Below are 22,082 nucleotides of genomic sequence, written 5' to 3'. Positions count from 1 at the left end.
CCGCTTCCGCACAGGGCAAGAAGCTCCCGAATAAGATTGCGTCACGGGCAAATAGTCTGGAGCCTGTGCATCTGTCTTGCAGGTATGATATGGAAAACTGTGCTGAACAGTTACACAGCCCCTGCAGTTTTTGCAGGGGCTGTGAAAACAGGGAAAAATTTTGAGTCTTACATTTTTTCAAAGAGTTTGCGCATGCGATCCCTGCTCATTTTTTCCTGCCAGTCTTTTCCAAGGCAGTTTTCCCAGAGGGGCACCATACCCATGGAGACATCAATCATTTTTTCCATCTGTGCTTCGCTGAGGTCTGCCGTGAGATTTCTTGGAATCTGAATCCTGTTTTTTTCTGCCATGGCGCGGAATTCTTTGACACCATCGGGATAAAACTCTTCCAGATAGTCAAAGACGATGGAGTTGGCAATGCCGTGGTGGAGGCCAAGCACATAGCTTAAGCCATAGGAAAGGGCATGGCAGGCTCCCACCTGGGAGTAGGCGATGCTCATTCCACCAAAATAGGAGGCCATCATGAGTTTTTCATCGGATTCAGGGTGGTGATCCAGAAATACCTCCCTGCAGAGTACCTGGGACTGTTCACCAAAGGCCCTCGCGTATTCATTCACAAAGGTGCCGCAGAGGGCTTCCACATTGTGGATATAACAGTCCATGCCTGTCCAGAACCACTGCTCGGGTATGCTTTCCCGAACACCCTCCAGCAGATCCGGATCCAGAACCACCTGATCATAGACGGTATGGTCAGAATTCAGCCCGAGCTTGCGAACAGGACCTGTGAGAACAGCCGTGCGGGAAACTTCTGCTCCCGTACCCGCAAGGGTGGGAATGCCCACATGATAGATACCCGGATACTGAATGAGATCCCATCCCTGATATTCATGGGAGGGTCCGGGATTGGTGAGCATCAGGGAAACAGCCTTGGCCGTATCGAGAATGGAGCCACCGCCAATTCCTACCACGCCGTCGGGCATCACATCCTTGCCGCAGAAGTTTTTGACCTGCTCTGTCAGTGCGTCAATTCCCGTGGTTTTGGGTTCCTTGTCCACATTGACCTTCAGGAGAAGGTCACCCTTGCGAAAGGGAAGACGTTTTTCAAGGGCTTTTCCTTCAAAAAAATCGTCCAGAATAAAAACCATGATGCCGGAGCCCTTTCTCTGCGGCTCAAGGATGGCATCCAGCTGATCTAAACAGCCGCGGCCAAAAACAACACGGGGAACGACTTTGAGATTGCGGTACATGGGGTTTCCTTTCATGAATCAGATCGAGGCAAAGGCTTTTTCGATGCCCTGTATGCGGGTTTCAAGATCCTCTTGTGTCCATCCCAGACGAATCTGCATGGAAAGGGTGCGTGACATGATGGCATCGGATGCGGGATGGGAAAGAGCTTTATAATCAGGCACATCATGGCGAAGTTCCAGGGGCAGGGGAGCAAGGCTCTCCATCTTCTGGATATGATCCCACTTTCTGATGTAGTGCCAGTTGTTGTCATACCAGTAGAAAACGCCGTCCACACCATGGGCTGGCAGGGCTTTGGCAAGGGCCCGTGCCTGATCTTCCCTTTCCATGAAAAAACTTAAATGGGTGGCAGAATCCCCGGAAGGATCCGGGATTTCCCTAAAACGGACCCCTTTGTGTGCAGCCATGGCTTCTTTAAGTATGCCCTTGTTTTTACGCTGGGTGGCAAGGATGGTATCCAGTTTACGCAGCTGGGCAAGCCCTACGGCGGCATTCATTTCATTGGTACGGAAATTAAGACCGATAAAGGGATGGCCTTCGGCACCCCTGTCCTGTCCCACATGGTCATGGCCGTGGTCCGAGAAGGCCTGGGCTTTGAAATAGAGATCCGCATCATCTGTGATCAGTCCGCCGCCCTCACCGCAGGTGATGGTCTTGACATAGTCAAAGGAAAAACAGCCCATGCGGCCAAAACGGCCCAGAGCTTTCCCCTGAAAGCTGGCTCCCAGAGCCTGACAGGCATCTTCCAGAAGCAGCAGCCCTTTTTCCCTGCAAAGGGTTTTCAGGGCATCAATGCGGGCCATGGATCCGCACATGTGTACGGGCATGATGGCTTTGGTTCTTTTGGTAATGGCTTTTTCCGCAGCTCTGGGGCAGAGGCAGAGGGTTTCATCAATATCGGCAAACACAGGCGCAGCACCTGCGGCAAGCACGGCTTCCACCGTTGCCACAAAGGTAAAGGTGGGGACAATGACCTCATCCCCTGCGCCTACACCACAACTGGCCAGCATAACCTGAAGTGCGGCCGTACCGCTGGAAACCAGATGGGCATGCCCTGCGCCAAGGCGCTTTGCAAGTGCTGTCTCAAAATCCCTTGCCTTGAAAATTCCCCTGCGGGGTCCGTCAAAATTGTAACGCATCAGAACGCCGGTATCGAGGACTTCCTGTACTTCCCTGCGCTCTTCTTCTCCGAAAATTTCAAAACCCGGCATACCTTATCTCCTCAGGATGATGTTGGCAAAAACCTAATGATTCAGCATATTGTATTATGTAATTCAGATATTGCGGTAATTTCAAGAGCTTTGTACCATTGCAAGGCCCCTTCGCTATTTGCAGAAGACCTTGCAGTCGTTCCGGATTCCGGTCCCCAAAGTCCGCAGCCATTTTTGTCCCCGTAAAGGGGCTGGGTTTATCCGTCTGGCTACCGGAGAATGGTTAACATACTTGTAATTATGCAGTATATTATATCCTAAATTTTTTTTAATTTCAGAATCTTGATTCCAACAAAAGACAATCGGGCTGTTTGTGAGTGACATTGCAATCGTTTCGGATCAGAGCTTTGCAGACCTGTGCGAAAGAAGCGGCAAACTGTCTGAGCCGCCACAAAGGCAGCGTACTTAAGCCTGCCATGGTAATCAAAAAGCTTATCCTGCCTGTGGCGGGGAGTTTTTGCCGCTTCCGCACAGGGCAAGAAGCTCCCGAATAAGATTGCGTCACGAACAAATGGTCCGGTTGTCTCTGTGATCGATTATAAGTTTTCGATTTATCGAATAAAAATTGCGCTGAATGGTTATGCATATTTTATACCTCCAATACCTGCATGCCCCGACTAGACAGATGGTTCATCCTGCTTTACGGGAATGCGGCCCGGATCAAACCAGAAGGAGAAAATATCCTTTGCGTATTCCCCGGCCCGTCTGCCGATATAGGCACCATGCCCGACCATAATGGAGACAACGATTCTGCGTCCGTCGGGATGGATGGCATAGCCAACAAACCAGTCATAACGGATATCCCGGCTGCGGTTGGAAATGGATCCGGTTTTTCCTCCCATGCGTAAAGAACCCAGAATACGATCCCTCTGGTGCCCCCGGAAAATCCGGCTGGAGGTGCCCGATGTGATGGTGCGTTCCATGAGTACCTGCATGGCTTCGGCGGTTTCTTTTCTGATTGCCTGCCGCCCCGGATCTTTTGATCCTTGATACCGGATACGCTGATCTGCGTCCATGACTTTTTCTATGATATGGGGGGAGGGCAGGATACCGTCTGCCACAATGGCAGAAGCTATGGACGCTCCGTGTATGGGAGAAATAAGGGTTCTTCTGTTGAATCCTGAGGCAATTTCAGCCCAGCTGTAGGGCGTGTCACTGAAGACAATTTCACTGGCAGGGGCAGGCAGTGTGCCTTCCGGAGGACGACCGTCAAATCCGAAACGTTCGGCATAAAGGGAGAGCCCTGGTTTCTGGAGATCATGGTAGCCCAGTTTTCCAAAAACAGGATTGATACTTCTTGCAAAGGCATCCTTCAGGGATATCTGGTTGGTATACCGATGCCTCTGCTGACTCATCTGTTTTTTGTAGAGGGTGTACATTTCTCCGTTGAAAAAAAGAGGGCTGTCTGGAGTGAGTCCATGTTTTTCCATGGCCGCGGCTGCCGCAACAATTTTAAATATGCTGGCTGCCGGGTGAATTGTAAAGGATACGGATGGATCTCCTCCCTGCACGTGGGCCCGTGTTCCTGCAAGCCCTTTAATTTTTCCCGTGTCCGGTTCCATCACAACAAGGGAAAGGAGTTCAGGCATACCCCGGCCTGCAACCTCAGCCCTCAGGATATAACTCATCAGCCTGTTTTGCAGTCCCTGATCCAAGGTGCTGATGGCAGTGAAGGGCTGGTCATGGATATGAAAGGGTATGATCTCTTTAACCAGCGATTCCTGTGGCACACCCTTTAAGGCCCGGTGAATCAGCCTGTCCGTCAGGATATCCGGTGTCCGGGGTTTTTCCACCACAGCTTCTGTTTTTTCTCCCGGCTGTTCTTCCCTGAATGAAAAGGGGAAAAAAAAGAAAAGGAAACCAGCGAGAAAAAACAAAACAAGGAAAGGGAACGGTCGAATCCGGAAGCTCCCGGGTCTTCGGGGTTTTTTCCTGCCTGATTTCCCGGATTTTCGGCGGATGCGTTCCGCCTGTCCCTTGCGCCATGAGGGTTCCGGCTTATAAACATGCATAGGTCTGCCAATCCACTATTTTACGATACTTCCAGCCTGTACAGGCCTGTCAAAGCTTGCCAGGCAGAGACCGTTTTCTCCGTTGGCTGCGAGAATCATCCCTTCGGATCTTACCCCCATGAGTTTAGCGGGTTTGAGGTTGGCAACAAGGGTGACCTGCAGCCCGATGAGGGATTCTGGGCTGTAATCCTGGGCAATACCGGCAACAACCTGACGGATTTCTTCTCCCAGACTGACCTGAAGCTTGAGCAGTTTTTCTGATTTTTTAATCGCTTCAGCACGGATAATATGACCGACACGAAGGTCCATACGGCCGACATCTTCTATACCGATGGCGGGTTTGGCATCCTTGAGGCCCCTGGGTGCGGGAGGCGGAGGGGGTGTCGTATCCGCATCCGTTTTTGTTTCGATACGGGGAAAGAGGCGTATGGCCTTGGGGAGGGTATGTCCCGATGGCAGACAGCCCCATTGCTTAAGGGTCTCCAGACGCACTGGCTGGCTGTCTTCAAGCCCCAGATGCTGCTGCATTTTTACAGACGTTTCCGGCATGACAGGGGATATGAGGCCGGTCACGATGCGCAGACCTTCCAGCAGGTTGTACATGACCGTGTCCAGCTCTGCCTGCTGTCCGTTTTTCTGCAGCTCCCAGGGGGCTGTGGCATCTATATACTTGTTGAGCTGGCCGATGAAGGCCCACACGGCCATCAGCGCCTTATGGAAGGCCATTAAAGGCATCTGCTCCTCAAAGGTTTCTGTGGCCTGCAGGGCCCCTGCCTTAAGTCCGAAATCCATGGATGCGGTTTTTGTCCCATGGGGGGCAGGTACTTTTCCGCCATAATATTTGTGGGTCATGGCAATGACCCGACTGAAGAGGTTGCCGATGTCATTGGCAAGGTCCGCATTGATTCTTGTGACAAGGGCTTCTTCGGAAAAAGAGGCGTCCAGCCCGAAGACCATTTCCCGCATGAGAAAATATCTGAAGGTATCGGAACCGTAAGTGTTTTTCATGGCGAGGGGGTCAACCACGTTGCCAAGGCTTTTGGACATTTTTGTTTCCGCGATGTTCCAGTATCCGTGTACATTCAGATGGGTGTATACGGGAATGCCTGCGGCTTTCAGCATGGTGGGCCAGTAGATGCCATGGGGTTTGATGATGTCCTTGGCAACGATGTGCTGGGCTGCGGGCCAGTAGGTGGTGAATTTATCACCCTCAGGGTATCCCAGTGCAGACACATAGTTGGTCAGGGCATCAAACCAGACATAGGTGACAAAGCGATCATCAAAGGGCAGGGGAATTCCCCACTGCAGGCGGGAAACGGGTCTTGAAATGCAGAGATCTTCCAGAGGTTCCCGCAGAAAGGCCAGAATTTCATTTCTGTAGCGTTCGGGACGGATGAAGTCCTGATTCTTATGAATATAGTCCACCAACCATTCCTGATAACGTCCCATACGGAAAAAATAATTGGCTTCCTGAATTTTTTCAGGCTCCGTCAGATGGTCCGGACATTTGCCGTCCACAAGTTCCTTTTCCGTATAGAAACGCTCGCATCCATAGCAGTAAAGTCCTTCATATTCACTGAAATAGATGTCTCCGGCATCATAAATCTTTTGCAGAAGATATTGCACCACCCGGATATGCTCCGGATCCGTGGTGCGGATGAACTGGTCATGGGTGATGGAAAGTTCCGGCCAGAGCTTTCTGAATTCCGCACTGATGGCATCCACATAGGTTCGGGGGCTTTTATCTTCTTTGGCGGCAGCCTTGACAATTTTGTCCCCGTGCTCATCCGTACCCGTAAGAAAATAGGTGTCTTTTCCCTGCATGCGTGCAAAACGGGCAGCCACGTCTGCCGCAATGGTGGTATAGGCATGACCCAGATGGGGTCTGGCATTCACGTAGTAAATGGGGGTGGTGATGTAAAAAACCTCAGACATGATACCTGTTCCCTGAAAGTTAAGGTGATGTTCTCTGATAACAGTTTAAAATGGCATAAAGGAAGTGCTGATCCTGCAGGTTGCACAGGATCATTGTCCTTTGAAAATGATATGATAACGCTCTTCTGATGTAACTTTTGAGTAACTTAAATCTAGTTCTTTCAATTCAAAAACTTAAAAAATGGTCAATTATCCATCACTGATCGAAATGAGTTTGAATCCGGCACAAGTTACTCTACGACAAGATGCCCTAGCAGGGCGTGAGCTGCTGTTCAGAACAGTTTTCCAAGTAGCATACCTGCAAGGCAGATGCACAGGCCCCAGGCTATTTGCCCGTGACGCAATCTTATTCGGGAGCTTCTTGCCCTTGCGGAAGCGGCAAAAACTCGCCGCCACAGGCAGGATACGCTTTTTGATTACCATAGCAGGCCTTGGTACGCTGCCTTTGTGGCGGCTCAGACAGTTTGCCGCTTCTTTCGCACAGGGCTGCAAAGCTCTGATCCGAAACGATTGCAATGTCACTTGCAAATAGCCACGGAGCCTTGCAGTAGTACGAAGCGGCTACAAATACAGCATTGGCAGTTCGGAATAAACTGTGCTGAATAATCATACGGATTTTAAGGATATTTACTCGGCTCCCTCGCCTGCCACGGCACTCTGGAGGGAGACTTCCTCTGCGCCAAATTCCAGTTCAAGGCCGTCTTCCATGCGAACGGAAATACGGCTGGCTATGACATTGTGGCGGGTGACACGCCCCTTTCCCTTCGGGGTACTGACCAGCTTGCCGATTTTTGGGAACCCGCTTTTTAAATCCCTGTAGGTACTGTTTTCATAGGTCAGGCAGCACATGAGACGGCCGCAGAGCCCGGATATTTTGGTGGGGTTCAGGGACAGCCCCTGTTCCTTTGCCATGCGTATGGAAACGGGCTCGAATTTTTCTATGAAGGCACTGCAACAGGTCTGGCGGCCACATCGACCAACCCCGCCACACATCTTTGCCTGATGGCGGATTCCCACCTGCCGCATTTCAATGCGGACCCGGAACTCCTTGACCAGATTCTTGACCAGCTGCCGGAAATCCACCCTTCCTTCGGAAGTGAAGAAGAAGGTAAGCTTTGAAGCGTCAAAGGTACTTTCCACGGAAAAAAGATTCATGGAAAGATTCAGGCTTTCCACTTCCTGTTTGCAGAACTGATAGGCAGCTTCTTCAACTTTCTGGTTTTCTTCCACACGGAGAAAGTCACTGGCATCCGCAAGGCGGAGGACAGCTTTCAGGTTCTGGCCCGCATGAAGTTTTTCCTGCTGGCGGATGGGAGAGGTCAGGGTGGCAAAACCAAGGCCCTGTTCCGTCTCCACAATCACAGCATCACCAGGGGAAATATCCAGTTCACCGGCATTGAAATCATAAATTTTGCCTGCGGATTTAAATCGTACACCTGCAATTCGGATCATAATACTCCCAAAAAGCGGACCGCCGATTCCAGGACTCCTGATACCGGCGGTCGGCCTTGTTTCAGATCGATAAGGATCAGGCCCTATGCAGCAGGGCAGCGGCAGGCAGCATTGTCCGGATTCATGAGTATGGCATCCATGGCCAGTCTGGGCAGAATGTTCTGATCCATATGACGCCTCATGTCACGGATGCGCTGAATCATATCCATGGCCTGTTCCGGAAGGATTTTTTTTCCGGCTTCGGTAATTTCCTGTCTGCAGTCATCAAAAAGCCCATGAATGCATAACACGTTGGCATCCGTTGCCGCAAGGCAGATATCCCGGAAAAGACCTTCCATGAGAATAAGACTGATTTCCGTGCCGGATCTGTCCGGTGTCAGCCATTCGGAAAGGGCCAGGGCCTTTGCGGGTTCAAGGGAAAGGCCATGGGAAAATATACGGGCAAGAATTTTTCTTTTATGGTCTTCCCTGATAAGGGACTGGCCAAGCAGGAGGTTACCGCAGGCCAGTCTGGCCGCCGACATGGCCGCCGCATCATCTTCTGCCATGGGCCGGAGCTTCTCAGCCAGTGTCTTTACCGGCATGGGAAGAAAGCGGATTTCCTGACATCGGGACCGGATGGTTTCAAGCAGTCTCTGGGGCTCCGGAGTCATCAGGATGAAGGACGTGGCATCGGGCGGTTCTTCCAGTACTTTGAGCAGTGCATTGGCGGCTTCCCGGTTCATGGCATGGGCATCTTCCAGCAGCACAAAGCGTTTCCTTGCCTCGTGGGGTTTGCGGATCAGCTGCTCAATCATTTTGCGGATCATATCAATACGGATGACCCCATTGAGGGGTTGAATGGCTATAAAATCCGGATGCTGATCCATAAGGATTTTCCGGCAGGAACGGCAATGGCCGCAGGGAGCCTCGGAATCTCTGCAGTTTTCCACCATCATCAGGGTGCGGGCAGCAAGGGATTTTCCCGTTCCCGGCATGCCGGAAAAAAGAAGTCCCTGGGGCAGTCGCCCGGATACGCGCATGCCCTCCAGGGTTCGGATGGCAGGGCTCTGTCCCTCAAGAAGATGAAAGCCATATGCAGTCTGTGGGTCGGAATCCAAGATCCCATCCTTCCAGGGGCAAAAAAATTACCGCAACGCAGATCCTGATGTTGCTTTTAAGAATTTTTCCGGGATGTCTGCGTGCGGTTCAGGTTGTGAAAACCGGGTGAGGCCTATGCCTCATCCATTTTATCTTTATAGTCAACCCGCTCTTTGAGCTCTTTGCCACATTTGAAAAAAGGAAGTTTTTTAGGCTGTATCAATACCTTTTCCCCGGTTTTGGGGTTGCGGCCCGTATAGCTTTTGTATTCCTTGATAAAGAAGCTGCAAAGACCACGGATTTCAACCCTCTCACCCCTGGCCAGGGCTTCTGTCATGGAATCAAAGAAAATCTGAACAACTTCCGCAGCTTCTGCCTTGGAAATATTCGCTTCGTTTTTCAGTGTTGCAATCAGTTCCAGCTTGTTCATTTACTTGCCTCCTCCGGCGATAAGAATTCAAGCGAAGTACATAGAAGGAAGAGTTCCGGAAGTCAAGGGTTTATGGTGAAAATTCTGTTTTCCGTCCAGAAGAATTCATGTACTTCAGGGTTTGGTGAATATGTCCGACTATACCTTTTATATCAGATGATTGTACCATCTGGCCTGTGGAATGAAAAAACGGCAGCCTGCGGTCAGCATCCTGCGGGCTTCAGTCCGAGACTTTTGCGCAAGGCCTGCATCAGCATGTGTATCACCATCATCTGGCCGTCTTCCACCTTCTGCATGTCATGGATGGGAATGTGGATATGAATATCACTTTTTTCTGCCAGTTTGCCGCCGTCAAAGCCGGATATGCCGATAACAAAGGCCCCTTTCTGCCTTGCATAATCTGCGGCATGGATCACGTTGGCAGAGTTACCGCTTCCGGAAATGGCCAGAACAAGGTCACCGGGTTCAAGAAAGTTTTTGAGCTGCTCCACAAAAATCCGGCTGTAATCCAGATCATTGGCAATGGCTGTGATCATGGAGATGTTGTCTGCAAGGGAAATCATTTTGAATTTTTTTTCAAGGTCAAGGCAGACACCCTTATTGATGTCGCAGACCCCGTGGGCGGCAGTGGCAGCACTGCCGCCGTTGCCCAGAATATAGATGGTTTTTCTGTCTTCGTAGGCCTGAAGCATGGCCCTGCAGAAGGCGGCAAAGGGTTTTTTATCCATGGCTGCCATGATTGTGTGGAACTCATCAATATATAAAGAAGCAAAGTTTTCGTAATCCATGTGCCTCCTTCAGGCTTTTCTCAAAAAAGGTCTGTTTGCTTTTTTTAAAACAGGGTCTTTGTAATTATTCAGCACAATTTTCCTTTGACAAATCGAAAACCTTCAATCAGGTACACAGACAACCGAGCCATTTGTTCGTGACGCAATCCGGCACTCAAGCTGAAAAGCTCAAGCCCTTTACGGGAGCAAAAGTGCTTCAAGGATCTTGAGTGCCGGATTCGGGAGCTTCTTGCCCTGTGCGGAAGCGGCAAAACCTCCCCGCCACAGGCAGGATAAGCTTTTTGATTGCCATAGCAGGCTTAAGCACGCTGCCTTTGTGGCGGCTCAGACCGTTTGCCGCTTCTTATTAGCACTCCGGCACTCAAGCTCAACAAAGTTGTATTGTTCTAAATTATTGGCTTTGGATCTATGGCTTGAGTGCCGGAATCCGAAACGATTGCAATGTCACTCACAAACAGCCCGATTGTCTTTTCTTTAAAATAATAATTTAAATTAAATACAAGGATTTGTATGAAAAACATACTAAATGGTTAGGGGTCTTTTTTAAAGAGTCTCCGGTCTCAGAAGAGGCTGCAGCTCCCTCCATTCCCTGCGGGCGATCTCCAGGGATTCGGGGGTTCCGATGTCCCGCAGATATCCTTCCATGGGCAGGCCATACATTTTTCCCGTGATACGGGGCAGAAGGTGCTGTCCGATATCATAGGGCTGATGCCCCTCTGAACCGGCTTTGAGAAAGGTGAATATTTCAGGGCTGGCAGCATAAATTCCCGCATTGGCAAGATTGGATACCGGCTTTTCCGGTTTTTCCTCAAATCCTGTGATGCATCCTGTGGCATCCAGTTCTGCAATGCCGCAGGATGATGGATCAGAAGCTTTAAAAAGGGCCATGGTCAGCAGCGCCCCCCTTTCCCTGTTGGCCTGCTGGGCCTGCAGCAGCTTAGAAAGCCTGTAGTTGCAGAGGTTGTCTGCGTAAACAATCAGAAAGTTTTCTTTTCCATGGATAAAATCCCTGTTGGCCAGAAGGGTTCCGGCACTTCCCAGAAGAAAAGGTTCATGAACCGGGTGAATTTTTAAAATATCTTTGGGCCATGAATCAAGGAAATCCGCAACCCTGTCTGCCAGATGGTGGGTGTTGATCAGGACTTCCCGGATACCACAGAGGGCCAGATGATTGAGCCAGATGCCAAGGAGGGGTTTTTCCCCTATGGTCACCATGCATTTGGGTGTGTGGTTCGTTAAGGGTCTGAGCCGGGTGCCCAGACCTGCGGCCAGAAGAAAGGCTTTCATCCCGCAGCCTCCCGGATTACCTTCAGTTTTTTCATATGACTGTCTGCATAGGAGAGGATCTCTTCTTTGGCCGTTTGTCCGTGCAGGTCTTCCCAGTAGGCGGCAATGCTTTCTTCTATGCTCCTTAGCGGCTGCCAGCCAAGGGACTGAAGGGCTTTCGTATCGGAAAAAATATGGCGGGTATCGCCGTAGCGGTAATGGTTGCCCTTTTCCGGAAGAATGGTTTTTCCCGTGATTTTCTGCATTTTTTCATAGAACGCACGGACCGTGCAGGCTTCTCCTCCCCCCACGTTAAAGATTCTGCCCTTTGCTCCGGGATGATCAAGTACAAGAAGGTTGGCATCCACCACATCCTGAATATTGATAAAGTCCCTGATCTGCATACCGTCCTCAAAGATAAGAGGGCTTCGCTTGCAGTAGAGGCAGAGGGCGAAGATCCGCATGGCTCCGGAGTAGGCATTGTAAAAGGACTGCCTTGGTCCCTGAACAATGGAATAACGCAGAACGGTGGTGTCTATATTTTCCCTTTTCCCAAGTCTCAGGGCGGCCTTTTCCTGGGCATCCTTTGAAAGGGCATAGGGGTTGCACGGGTTGGCAATGGATTCATCGGAAGGCTGCCAGAGAAGATCCGCACCGCAGGCAGGGCAGGGATGTTCCCATTTTTTCTGCATAAGAAGACTTTCTTCCCGGATATCGGGAATTCCCTGCCATGGGCAGGCAGGGCAGCCATAGCGGCCTTCACCCATGACGGCCTGACTGGTGGCCACCACTACTTTTTTTACCTTTCGATTTTCCCCCTGCTCTCCGAGGATTTCATATAAAAGGGCGGTACCCACAGTGTTGACATGGAAGAAGGTTGAAAAGTCCGGAAGATAATCCTGATAGGCTGCAAAATGATATACGGCCTCCACTCCCTCAAGGGCTTTGATCCAGTCTTCCTTTGATCGGACATCTCCCTTTATAAACTCAATTTCAGGATGCAGATAGGCAGGAATACCCTGCGGATGTACGGTCTGTTGCAGGCAGTCCAGCACCCTGACCCTGTGCCCTTGGGCTATGAGGGCATCTGCCGTATGGGAGCCGATGAATCCTGCACCGCCTGTGATGAGAATATGCATGGAAAAAACTCCTTATTTGGCTGAATAGGATCTGCCATCAAAGATAATCCGGCTGCCGGATTCGCTGAAGAGAAAGGGAAACTCCCTGAACTGTTCAAGTGCTGCGCGCACCGCAGCCTGATGGGCCGGGGGGGTAAAAAAGAACATGAATCCACCACCGCCCGCTCCGGCAATTTTACCGCCGGAGGCACCGCAGTTTCTTGCTGCTTCGTACATGGCTCTGGTGCTGTCACTGGAAATACCCGAAGCAAGGCTTTGTTTGAGTATCCAGTTTTTATGGAGAAGCCCGCCGCATGTTTCCATGTCGCCAAGGGTGAGGGCTTCGCTAAAGGGGGAAACAAGTGCCACCATGGCAGCCAGGGTATCAAACTTGTCCTGCTGGCTGAGGTTCTGCTGCTGTTCCGAAAGAATGGTATCCGCACTCCGGGTGATGCCCGTGAAAAAAAGCTGCATGTTTTCAGAAATTCTTCTGCTCAGGGCAGGGGAAAGGCGGATTCTTTGCCTCAGCACCTCTTCATTTTTTCTGAAGGTGAACCTGTGCATGCCGCCATAGGCTGCCGCATACTGATCCTGACGGCCGATGGGTTTATTTAAAAGGTCAATTTCAATGTGACAGGCTTCTTCGGCCAGCTGTTCTGCGGTGACAAGGTTGTTCTGATGGGTATGCAGGGCGTGGAGCAGGGCAACGGTGATGGCGCTGGAGCTACCCAGCCCGGAACCGGAGGAGGGGATGTCCGCAAGGGTGGTGATTTCCACACCGGCTGTCACGCCGGTGATGCGCATGGCTTCCCGCACAAGGTCATGGCGGATGTCCTTTACATCTTTCACCCGCTCCTTTTCAGAGTAGTTGAGGTAAATATCCTCGTCAAAACGCTCTTTTACAATGGCATAGACATACTTATCAATGGCCGTACAGACAACGGCTCCATCTTTTTTTTCGTAGAATGCCCGCATATCTGAGCCGCCGCCCACAAAGCTCAGCCGCAGGGGGGTTTGTGCGATGATCATGGTAATCTTTCTTTGCCAAGGCTGTGCTCAAAGGTGCCAAGGCCCGTCAGTGTCCAGTAGAATCCGATTTTTCTGTCATTTCTGTCGTCGGAATAAATTGTATCCAGTTGCCAGCAGCCTGCGTTGTAGCGCAGGCCATAGTCCTGCTGGTTGTTGGTTTTTTCTTTCAGATTGCGCTCATAAGCCCACATGAAACCAAGGGTGTCCGTCAGGCCCAGATAACCGTGGAGGTGAAGGGATGCGGAAAGATCCTTTGCATAACGATGTTCTGCATAAAAACGATTTACACCCTTTTTAAAATCCATGCCTGCACTGTAGGCTCCCCAGTTTGAATTTTCCACAGACCAGATGAGATCACCGAAAAGCCGGATGGTCTCCGATGGAAAAAGGGAGAACTCCCCTCTGGCATCGGAAAAGGCCTTTTCCCCTTTTTCTTCTGCCTTATCCAGATCATAGCTCTGGGAGATTTTGAAACGGAGAAACTCCCTGTATGCATGCAGGCCTTCTTCCTTATTCCCCCTGTCAGGCAGGCGTGCGGTCAGGCTCTGGGTCAGACTGTAGCTAACAAGGCGTTTTTTTTCTATCCTGTCCAGATCATCAAAATAGGGAAGACTTTCCTGATCCTTATCCGGGACAAATTCAAAGGTGATTTTTGGCTGAAGGCTGTGGCGGATTTTATCTGCAGATGTTCTTTCCACATCAAATACTTTGTAAATTTCCGTAAAAAGATCCAGGCGGGCATCAAAGAGGGTGCGGCTGTATTTTTCATGGCCTTCATGTTCTTTATCCATGGGATTTTCCGTGTACCAGAAGCTCTGGCGCAGGCCCGCCGAAGGCTCAAGGGATACGGGCCCCATGCGGAAAGGGGCGTAGATCCGGGGAGCGAGGTCCATCCGGCTTCCCTTTTCTCCGTCTATCCGGTAAAAATAGCCTCCCTCCGCTTCAAAGGCATGGTAGAGGAAGGTGCCCGGGAGGGCCTGTCTTCTTGTGGAAAGGCGGATGCGGGGAAGGCGCTGTACGGTTTTGTCCTGAAGGTTCTCTTTTCTTCTGCGGATATCATCTTCCCAGATGAACTCACCTTCTACCCTTACAATGTCACCGCCTGTCATTAAGAGCAGGCGGTTGGTCCGGGTTTTTTCCTTTTCCGGGTCGATGCCTCTGCCGAATTCATTCTGAAAGAGGCTGTCGGTTTTTGCAAAGCCCAGGGAGCCCCCCTTGAAGTCATCGAAATAGGCCGTGTCACTGAGCAGATCCAGATCCAGAAATGCCCTTGCATTTTCTCTTGGGGTAAAATTCTGCTTCATCCGGAACCAGTAGCGGTCACTGCTCACAGAGGGACTGTTTTTTTCTTCCTCACGGAGATTCTGGTTGAGACCATCCAGCCTCAGTGTCAGGCGGTCTTCTGCATTCCACATTTTTCTGTACTCCAGGCCGGTCCTGTCCCTCCCCTTTTCCATGAAGTGATAATAGAAGGTGGCATCGGAACTGTCGCTGAGGGCAAGGTAAAGGGGCTGGAGGTGTTCATAGCCGTAACGGTCTGACAGGTGGATTTCCGGCATGAGAAGGCCGCTCTGTCTTTGGGTCTTGGCGGGGAAAAAAAGCCATGGGGCATAGAGAACGGGGAGGCCCTTGACACGAAAAGCCCCGTGGTTCAGGGTTCCGTAGCCTTCCAGGGTGACCCTGATGCGGGAGGCCGTCACCTCCCAGTCCGGCACATCCCCCTCGCAGGTGGTAATGCCTGCACCATCAATCAGATAGGTGTGTTCTCCGATTCTTTCAATCTTTCTGCCCCTTAAGCGGAACTGTGATTCTGAAATAAAGAGAACGCCCTTTTCAATGACTCCCGTACCCTTTTCCATGTTGTAATGGATACGCTCGCCTTCCATGCGGTCATCGCCGGTCTGAAGCAGAATGCGGCCTTCACCTGAAATGATTTTTTTTTCGGGTATGTAATGAATATGATCCGCATGGAGAACCATATCCTCCCCCCTGATCCGGACATTTCCCGTGGCTGTGTACTGGCCAGTGGCAGGATCATAGCCCATGCGGTCCGCTTCTATGGTGTAGGGAAGGGAGGCCCTGGCCTCTGCTGCATATGTCAGACCGATAAAGGATAACGCCAGCAAAGTCAGCAGGCATGGGTAAAACCGCATAAACAGTCTTCCTGTGTTTTCCGGGGAAAAGAATACGGGGGCTTTTCCTTGAACCTCCGAAGGTTATGGACTATACATGCACTTTAAGGCCCGGACAAGGTGCCGAATGGACAATATTGCCTGAAAACATAAGGGAAGACCCGAAGGAAATCATTCTTATGCTCATCACCCTCTGCGGCGGTGAAGGTGCCGGAAAAAGTACCCAGGTACTGCGCCTCGCCCAAAACCTTGAAAAAAAAGGATACGGGGTGGTCTCTACCCGTGAACCCGGTGGGACAGCCATCGGCCGCAAAATCCGGGCGCTGCTTCTGGACCCTGCCAACGGAGCCATGGTGGCGGATACGGAACTTTTTCTTTATGCCGCAGACCGGGCACAGCATCTGGCGGAGGTTGTAAGACCTGCCCTTGCCGCAGGAAAGCTTGTCATCAGTGATCGTTTTGCAGACAGCACCACGGTGTATCAGGGGGTTGCCCGGGGTCTGGCTCCCCGGCGCATTCAGCAGGTCCATGATCTGGTGCTTCAGGGCCTTTGTCCGGATATCACCTTTCTTATGGATTTACCACCGGAAGAAGGTCTGGCAAGGGCCTTATCCCAGGCCGCCCTTGGTGCAAGAAAGGCAGAAGAGATGCGCTTTGAGCAGGAAACCCTTGTTTTTCACCGGAATATACGGCAGGGATTTCTTGATCTGGCGGAAAAAGAAAAACATCGTTTTTTTATTATGGACGCCATGCAGCATCCGGATCTGCTGACGGAGCAGATGCTTGCCATTGTGGAGGAAAAACTCTTGGAGATTCAGACCCGATAAGGAGATTGCCATGGCAGACAGCCTGAATGAAACGGAAAAGTGGGGGGACAGTCTTTTTGATGACACCTATGACCGTACTTTTTTTGAACTGATGCGTCATAAGGAAAGGAATCCGGAGCTTTCCATCACCGAGATTGAGTCAAGGCTCAATGACAGGTATCTTCGTTTCGGCCATGGCTGGGATGGGGGAAGTCCTGTACAGGAAGTCATGCTTTCTGCGGAAATTGCCGCACTGGAAGCCTTTCTGGCAGAATGGCGGGGCCAGCTTTCTCCCCTGAAACGGATATAGCCATGGCGCAAGGCCTGCATGCCTTTTCCCGTGTGGAGAGAAAAAGGATACAGCGCAAAAACGACAGGGGCTTTTGTGCGGAGGCCAGCTATGTACTCTACTGGATGCAGCAGGCCCAGCGGGTGGAGGACAATCCTGCCCTGGCCTTTGCCCTGGAAACGGCGGCTTTTTTAAAAAAACCTCTGGTGGTGGCTTTTTCCCTCTGGGGGTATTATCCGGAGGCCAGATGGCCCCATTTTGTTTTCATGCTGGAGGGGCTTCAGGAACTGGCCCTTAAGTTTCAGTCCATGGGCATTGTCTTTGTGCTTCGCATTGGAGAACCTGAAGATACCATATATCAGCTGGCAGGGGATGCGGCGGCCCTGATCTGTGATGTGGGCTACCTGCGCCATCAGAAAATCTGGCGGGAGAATCTTGGAAGACGCCTTTCCTGCGCCGTATTTGCCGTGGAAGCCAGTGTGGTGGTGCCCGTGGCAGAAGCTCTGGACCGCAGGGCCTATGCCGCCTATGTTCTCCGGCCAAAGATCATGGAAAAAATGGTCGGCTTTCTGGAACCTGCGACCCTGCTTCCGGCCCATCCCTTCAAGGGTCCTCCTCCTTCAGGGGAGAACCCCGGCGAAGGGGAGGCCCTCCTGCACAGGGCCGGGGTTCCATGGTCTCCCATGCCTGAGGCCTGGTTTTTTACGGGTGGAGAAAAGGCTGCCCTGGGGTGTCTGGATGATTTCCTTAAGCAAAGGGCAGGCAGTTATGTGAAAGACCGCAGCCTGCCCCATCGCTATGCGGTCTCCTTTCTCTCTCCTTTTCTGCACTTTGGCATGATCAGCCCGGGGCTTGTAGTCCGTCGGGTGCAGGCCGCAGAGCTGGAACCGGAAGTTCGTACCGCCTTTCTGGAGCAGTTTGTGGTAAGAAGGGAGCTGGCCGTTAATTTTGTGCATTATACGCCGGATTATGACAATTTTGGCTGCCTTCCTCCTTGGGCAAGGGACACTCTGGACCAGCACAGGCGGGATGAAAGGCCTTATCTTTATACCTTAAAGGCGCTGGAGAATGCCTCTACCCATGATATTTACTGGAATGCAGCCATGGAGGAAATGCGTCTGACCGGATATATGCACAATGTGATGCGCATGTACTGGGGGAAAAAAATTCTGGAGTGGTCCCCCTCTCCGGAAGAGGCCTTTGAACGTATCCTTTATCTGAACAACCGTTTTTTTCTCGATGGCAGAGATCCCTGTTCCTATGCCGGGTGCGGATGGATTTTTGGTCTGCATGACAGGCCCTGGCCCTCAAGGCAGATTTTCGGCAGTGTCCGCTTCATGGCTGCTTCGGGCCTTGAACGCAAAAGCCGTATCGCCGAATATGTCCGCCATGTGGACGGGTTGCCCGGTATCTTGAATAAAACTTCCGCGCCGTAAAAAACCTAAAAACGATTGCAGGGTCACTTGCAAACATCTTGGGTGTCTTATGCCCAATGAACCTAATATTTCAGGATATTATATGTCAAATTCCCTTCTGGATCTCATAGGCAACACCCCTCTGGTGGAAATCCGTCGCATGAACCCCAATCCTTTGGTGCGGATTTTTGCCAAACTGGAATATATGAATCCCGGTGGCTCGGTAAAGGACCGTGCAGCCCTCTACATGATCCGCATGGCCGAGGAGGCGGGTATTCTCACCAAAGACAAGGTGGTGATTGAGGCCACCAGCGGTAATACGGGCATCGGCCTTGCCATGGTCTGTGCCATCAGGGGCTATCGCCTCATGCTGGCCATGAGTGAGTCCGTCAGTCTGGAAAGGCGGCGGATTTTAAAGGCAAGGGGAGCTGAAATTCTTCTGACGCCGGGGCATCTGGGTACCGATGGTGCCATTGAGGCCGTCTACCGGCTGGTGCGGGAACATCCGGACCGTTATTTCATGACCGATCAGTACAATACCGAAGCCAACTGGCGGGCCCACGCCGAAGGCACCTCAAGGGAAATCTGGGAACAGACCGGAGGAAAGGTGGATGCCGTTGTGGCCACCATGGGCACTACGGGTACACTGATGGGGCTTTCAAGGGGACTGAAGGGCTTAAACCCTGAGGTTCGTATTATCGGTGTGGAACCCTATCTCGGCCACAGGATTCAGGGTCTTAAAAACATGAAGGAAGCCTACCAGCCGGAGCTTTATGAAAAAAACAGGCTGGATCAGAAGGTGAATATCGAGGATGGCAGGGCCTTTGATACGGCCCGCAGGCTGGCTTTGGAAGAGGGGCTTCTTGTGGGAATGAGCAGCGGAGCCGCCATGGCCGTTGCCCAGGATGTGGCCGCATCCATGGAAAAGGGGGTTGTGGTTGTGATGCTGCCGGACAGCGGGGAACGGTATCTGTCCACCGAACTTTTTGCCAGCAAGACACCGGATACACTGAAGTTTTACAATACCCTCAGCCGCACGAGGGAGGCTTTCAAACCCCTGCATGAGGGGAAGGCATCCATTTATTCCTGTGGGCCCACGGTCCATGACCGCATGCATCTGGGGGGATGCCGCAGGGCGGTTTTCAGTGATCTGCTCTGCCGTTACCTGAAATTCCGGGGACTGGATGTCACCCATGTCATGAACATTACGGACATGGATGATAAAACCATTGCAGGCTCCGAGGCCGCAGGCCTTCCCCTGAAGGATTTCACTGCAAAGTGGATAAACATTTTCCATGCAGACCTTGCAAGGCTCAAGGTGGAGCCAGCCAAGCATTATCCCCTTGTCAGTGAACATCTGGACGACATGGTCTCCCTCACAAGAAAGCTGGTCAGCTCCGGTGTGGCCTATGAAAAACACCACTCCATTTATTTCAATATTTCCGCATTTCCTGAATATGGTTCCCTTTCCGGAGTGGATCTGGACAAAATCCGTCTGGGAGCCACCGTGGATCTGGAGGAATATGAAAAGGATAATCCCAGAGACTTTACCCTTCTCAAGCGCATCCGGCTTTCCGAGCTGAAGCGGGGAATTTATGCTTCTACGGAATGGGGCAATGTAAGACCTTCTCTGCATCTTCAGTGTGCAGCCATGTCCATGAAGTATCTGGGCCAGACCTTTGATATCCATACCAGCTCCCGGGATCTTCTTTTCCCTCACCATGAAAACGAAGTTGCCATTGCCACCGCAGCCACGGGTGCGCCCATGGCCCGTTGCTGGATGCATTGTGACCGGGTGTTTGTGGATGGTCAGGCCGTGGGGCAAGAGTGCCGGATCACCCTGGAAGATCTTGAGAAACGGGGGATGACGGACAGGGAAATCCGTTTCTGGCTTCTTTCCGCCCACTACCGCAAGCCTGCCCTGCTCACCGAAGATATTCAGCTGGCCGTGCGCCGCTCCCTTTCCCGTATCGATAGTTGCATTCACAGGCTGGCCTGTCTGACTACAGGCGAGGAGAACAGCGAGCTGGAAAGACTGGCTTTGGAACTCAAGGAAAATTTTATCCGGGACATGGATGATGACCTTAATATTTCTGCGGCCATGGGCGGGATCTTCAACCAGATCCGGAGCATCAACCGCCTTCTTGCCGAAGGCAGGGTAGGGCCTCTGGGTGCATCGGCTATCCTTCAGGTTTTCCGGGATCTGGACAGCGTGCTTCAGATTTTTGATTTTGTGGATACGACCGGAAATCCTGAGATTGGCTTGAAACTTGCCGAAAGGGAAGCCGCCCGCAGCCGGGGAGACTGGGAAGCCGCAGATCACCTGAGGGAAGAGCTGTTGCGCATGGGGGTCATGCTGCAGGATGGTAGAAAGCTTTAATAATCAAGGAGTTCTGTCCTATGGAAGTTCTTTATTTTCCTTTTTTGAATGTGAACGCCCTTTCCACAGGCTGCATCCGTTCCTTTGCTCCCAGGGTCCAGATCCTTCAGGGGCTGGAGTCAGCCCTTTTTTCTCCTACGCTGAAAGCCATGGAGGAAGGCTGGCTGGTTCCCGTAAAACCCGCAGGGCTGGACCTTGATCTTCTGTCGGCCATGGCCGCAAGCTTAGAGGAGAGAGCGGGTTTTCTCGGTAAAGAGGGATTGACGGATTTTTTTTCGGAAAAAGAAGAGACCATACCTGATCCTCTGCTCTTGGTTAGAGAGATCCGTGGAAAATTACCCCTCGGATCTGCCGTGGAAAAAAGGGATGAGGCCCTTGCCATGGCGGCTTTTTTTCTAATGAAGGCCGAGGCCTTTGACAGGGAAAAACAGGAGCTGGAAGAAGATTTCCGGAGGGTGACATCGGCGGGCAGGGATATGCTGGCGGGTCTTATGGGGGAAAGCTCCGGGGGCATGCCTGTGGGAGAAGCGGCTTTTCCGGTCCCCTGCCGGTTGGAAGAACGGATACGTTTTTGGCTCCGTCTTTTCCTTGCATGTGAACAGGCTCCGTTTTTCTGGGTGACGGATATGCCCGGAGCAGAAGAGATACTGGAAGGTATTTTTTCAGGTGCCATTGATGAAATGGATGAACTCCCGGAAGATGGGCCGGTACTTCCCGGTAATGTGAAGGGCGTCCTGCTGCGGGTTTCCCTGGCGAAGGCTTTTCCCGGTGAAAAAAAGGCTTTGCATTTTCCTGAATTTTTATGGATTTTTTGTCTGGATATTCCGGCAATGATGGGGTAAGGGAAAGCATCTTTTTTCTGATGTGCAGGTCATCGGGGACAGGTCTTTTTAAGAGCGGTCCTGCGGCATATTCCAGCTTGACAAAGCCTTAAAAAAGCAGTTCTAATGACTGGCCTGCTGTGTCAGGCAAAGAAACTTCTGTTTGACAGGTGGTGTCTTTTCCGGCAGGAAACCCGCCATCCCCATAAAGATGCAAGGCATCCTTAATTTTTTTACTTTATTTTTTTATGAAGGAGTACGGAAGATGAGTACCTACACCCCCATCGTTGATGAAGATAAGTGTGTTGGATGTGAAGAATGCGTGGACGTATGTCCTACGGATGTATTTGAAATGCAGGATGGTAAATCCGTTCCCGTCAATGCCGACGAGTGCCTGGGCTGTGAAAGCTGCCTTGAGGTTTGTGAGCCCGCAGCCATTGTGATTGAAGGACTCTAAGGGCTAAGAAATTCACAAGGGCTGTTCATGTCCTTAGGATTTTTTTTAAAACTAAAAACCCGGTAAGGGCCTGTGGCTCTGCCGGGTTTTTATGCTTTTGGTAACTGTTCAGCACAGTTTTTCAAGTACCATAGCTGCAAGACAGATGCACAGGCCCCAGGCTATTTGCCCGTGACGCAATCTTATTCGGGAGCTTCTTGCCCTGTGCGGAAGCGG

18 protein-coding genes are annotated in these 22,082 nt (G+C 51.4%); 6 read left to right on the top strand and 12 right to left on the bottom strand.

The window, feature by feature from the left end:
- Nucleotides 1–167: 167 nt before the first annotated feature.
- The 12 genes from LZ24_RS00345 to LZ24_RS00290 form a co-directional block, all read right to left on the bottom strand.
- Nucleotides 168–1,247 carry an iron-containing alcohol dehydrogenase family protein gene (locus tag LZ24_RS00345; protein WP_144681152.1) on the bottom strand — a complete coding sequence of 360 codons (1,080 nt, stop codon included), beginning with the start codon at nt 1,245–1,247 and terminating at the stop codon, nt 168–170.
- A gap of 18 nt (nt 1,248–1,265) precedes the next feature.
- Entirely contained in the window at nt 1,266–2,456 is a 1,191-nt protein-coding gene (locus tag LZ24_RS00340; protein WP_144681150.1) for a DegT/DnrJ/EryC1/StrS family aminotransferase, read from the bottom strand.
- A 617-nt stretch (nt 2,457–3,073) separates the two neighbouring features.
- The gene (locus LZ24_RS00335; RefSeq protein ID WP_144681148.1) at nt 3,074–4,468 is read right to left on the bottom strand and encodes a penicillin-binding transpeptidase domain-containing protein; all 1,395 of its coding nucleotides are present in this window, start codon (nt 4,466–4,468) and stop codon (nt 3,074–3,076) included.
- A gap of 15 nt (nt 4,469–4,483) precedes the next feature.
- Nucleotides 4,484–6,403 carry a methionine--tRNA ligase gene (gene metG, locus LZ24_RS00330; RefSeq protein WP_144681146.1) on the bottom strand — a complete coding sequence of 640 codons (1,920 nt, stop codon included), beginning with the start codon at nt 6,401–6,403 and terminating at the stop codon, nt 4,484–4,486.
- 627 nt (nt 6,404–7,030) lie between these two features.
- Nucleotides 7,031–7,855 carry a PSP1 domain-containing protein gene (locus tag LZ24_RS00325; RefSeq protein ID WP_144681145.1) on the bottom strand — a complete coding sequence of 275 codons (825 nt, stop codon included), beginning with the start codon at nt 7,853–7,855 and terminating at the stop codon, nt 7,031–7,033.
- Nucleotides 7,856–7,938: 83 nt separating this feature from the next.
- The gene (gene holB / locus LZ24_RS00320) at nt 7,939–8,955 is read right to left on the bottom strand and encodes a DNA polymerase III subunit delta' (RefSeq protein WP_144681143.1); all 1,017 of its coding nucleotides are present in this window, start codon (nt 8,953–8,955) and stop codon (nt 7,939–7,941) included.
- Nucleotides 8,956–9,068: 113 nt separating this feature from the next.
- A complete protein-coding gene (locus tag LZ24_RS00315) occupies nt 9,069–9,365 on the bottom strand; it encodes an HU family DNA-binding protein (RefSeq protein WP_144681141.1) in 297 nt (98 codons plus the stop codon).
- A gap of 203 nt (nt 9,366–9,568) precedes the next feature.
- A complete protein-coding gene (locus LZ24_RS00310; RefSeq protein ID WP_144681139.1) occupies nt 9,569–10,153 on the bottom strand; it encodes a D-sedoheptulose-7-phosphate isomerase in 585 nt (194 codons plus the stop codon).
- A gap of 543 nt (nt 10,154–10,696) precedes the next feature.
- Nucleotides 10,697–11,440: a nucleotidyltransferase family protein gene (locus tag LZ24_RS00305; RefSeq protein WP_144681137.1), complete on the bottom strand. Its 744-nt coding sequence runs from the start codon at nt 11,438–11,440 to the stop codon at nt 10,697–10,699.
- Nucleotides 11,437–12,558, bottom strand: a complete 1,122-nt coding sequence (locus tag LZ24_RS00300) for an NAD-dependent epimerase/dehydratase family protein (protein ID WP_144681135.1) — start codon at nt 12,556–12,558, stop codon at nt 11,437–11,439. The genes LZ24_RS00305 and LZ24_RS00300 overlap by 4 nt, the downstream gene beginning before the upstream one ends.
- A 12-nt stretch (nt 12,559–12,570) precedes the next feature.
- A complete protein-coding gene (locus LZ24_RS00295) occupies nt 12,571–13,566 on the bottom strand; it encodes a GHMP family kinase ATP-binding protein (RefSeq protein ID WP_144681133.1) in 996 nt (331 codons plus the stop codon).
- A complete protein-coding gene (locus LZ24_RS00290; protein WP_144681131.1) occupies nt 13,563–15,719 on the bottom strand; it encodes an LPS-assembly protein LptD in 2,157 nt (718 codons plus the stop codon). The genes LZ24_RS00295 and LZ24_RS00290 overlap by 4 nt, the downstream gene beginning before the upstream one ends.
- 116 nt (nt 15,720–15,835) lie before the next feature.
- Between LZ24_RS00290 and tmk the strand changes: the two genes are divergently transcribed.
- The 6 genes from tmk (at nt 15,836) to LZ24_RS00260 (ending at nt 21,866) form a co-directional block, all read left to right on the top strand.
- Nucleotides 15,836–16,525, top strand: coding sequence for a dTMP kinase (gene tmk, locus LZ24_RS00285; RefSeq protein WP_246118484.1), 690 nt, complete (start codon nt 15,836–15,838; stop codon nt 16,523–16,525).
- Nucleotides 16,526–16,535: 10 nt separating this feature from the next.
- Nucleotides 16,536–16,814, top strand: coding sequence for a hypothetical protein (locus tag LZ24_RS00280; RefSeq protein ID WP_144681129.1), 279 nt, complete (start codon nt 16,536–16,538; stop codon nt 16,812–16,814).
- Between the two features lie 2 nt (nt 16,815–16,816).
- A complete protein-coding gene (locus LZ24_RS00275) occupies nt 16,817–18,229 on the top strand; it encodes a deoxyribodipyrimidine photo-lyase (RefSeq protein WP_144681127.1) in 1,413 nt (470 codons plus the stop codon).
- An 82-nt stretch (nt 18,230–18,311) separates the two neighbouring features.
- Nucleotides 18,312–20,588, top strand: a complete 2,277-nt coding sequence (locus tag LZ24_RS00270) for a cysteine synthase (RefSeq protein WP_144681125.1) — start codon at nt 18,312–18,314, stop codon at nt 20,586–20,588.
- 20 nt (nt 20,589–20,608) lie between these two features.
- A complete protein-coding gene (locus LZ24_RS00265) occupies nt 20,609–21,430 on the top strand; it encodes a hypothetical protein (RefSeq protein ID WP_144681123.1) in 822 nt (273 codons plus the stop codon).
- A 244-nt stretch (nt 21,431–21,674) separates the two neighbouring features.
- Nucleotides 21,675–21,866, top strand: coding sequence for a DUF362 domain-containing protein (locus LZ24_RS00260; protein ID WP_139446211.1), 192 nt, complete (start codon nt 21,675–21,677; stop codon nt 21,864–21,866).
- The last annotated feature ends 216 nt before the right edge of the window (nt 21,867–22,082 follow it).

The sequence above is a fragment of the Desulfobotulus alkaliphilus genome (genome assembly GCF_007830435.1).
Classification (GTDB): domain Bacteria; phylum Desulfobacterota; class Desulfobacteria; order Desulfobacterales; family ASO4-4; genus Desulfobotulus; species Desulfobotulus alkaliphilus.
This window is presented reverse-complemented; position numbering and strand designations above follow the sequence as displayed.

Excerpts from the sequence above, each read along its gene's own strand:
- LZ24_RS00340 (WP_144681150.1), bottom strand. The coding sequence starts at position 2,456 with ATGCCGGGTTTTGAAATTTTCGGAGAAGAAGAGCGCAGGGAAGTACAG.
- LZ24_RS00305 (WP_144681137.1), bottom strand. The coding sequence starts at position 11,440 with ATGAAAGCCTTTCTTCTGGCCGCAGGTCTGGGCACCCGGCTCAGACCC.
- LZ24_RS00300 (WP_144681135.1), bottom strand. The coding sequence starts at position 12,558 with ATGCATATTCTCATCACAGGCGGTGCAGGATTCATCGGCTCCCATACG.
- metG (WP_144681146.1), bottom strand. The coding sequence starts at position 6,403 with ATGTCTGAGGTTTTTTACATCACCACCCCCATTTACTACGTGAATGCC.
- LZ24_RS00265 (WP_144681123.1), top strand. The coding sequence starts at position 20,609 with ATGGAAGTTCTTTATTTTCCTTTTTTGAATGTGAACGCCCTTTCCACA.
- LZ24_RS00335 (WP_144681148.1), bottom strand. The coding sequence starts at position 4,468 with ATGCATGTTTATAAGCCGGAACCCTCATGGCGCAAGGGACAGGCGGAA.
- LZ24_RS00295 (WP_144681133.1), bottom strand. The coding sequence starts at position 13,566 with ATGATCATCGCACAAACCCCCCTGCGGCTGAGCTTTGTGGGCGGCGGC.
- LZ24_RS00275 (WP_144681127.1), top strand. The coding sequence starts at position 16,817 with ATGGCGCAAGGCCTGCATGCCTTTTCCCGTGTGGAGAGAAAAAGGATA.
- LZ24_RS00290 (WP_144681131.1), bottom strand. The coding sequence starts at position 15,719 with ATGCGGTTTTACCCATGCCTGCTGACTTTGCTGGCGTTATCCTTTATC.
- LZ24_RS00260 (WP_139446211.1), top strand. The coding sequence starts at position 21,675 with ATGAGTACCTACACCCCCATCGTTGATGAAGATAAGTGTGTTGGATGT.
- LZ24_RS00280 (WP_144681129.1), top strand. The coding sequence starts at position 16,536 with ATGGCAGACAGCCTGAATGAAACGGAAAAGTGGGGGGACAGTCTTTTT.
- LZ24_RS00315 (WP_144681141.1), bottom strand. The coding sequence starts at position 9,365 with ATGAACAAGCTGGAACTGATTGCAACACTGAAAAACGAAGCGAATATT.
- LZ24_RS00310 (WP_144681139.1), bottom strand. The coding sequence starts at position 10,153 with ATGGATTACGAAAACTTTGCTTCTTTATATATTGATGAGTTCCACACA.
- LZ24_RS00345 (WP_144681152.1), bottom strand. The coding sequence starts at position 1,247 with ATGTACCGCAATCTCAAAGTCGTTCCCCGTGTTGTTTTTGGCCGCGGC.
- LZ24_RS00270 (WP_144681125.1), top strand. The coding sequence starts at position 18,312 with ATGTCAAATTCCCTTCTGGATCTCATAGGCAACACCCCTCTGGTGGAA.
- LZ24_RS00325 (WP_144681145.1), bottom strand. The coding sequence starts at position 7,855 with ATGATCCGAATTGCAGGTGTACGATTTAAATCCGCAGGCAAAATTTAT.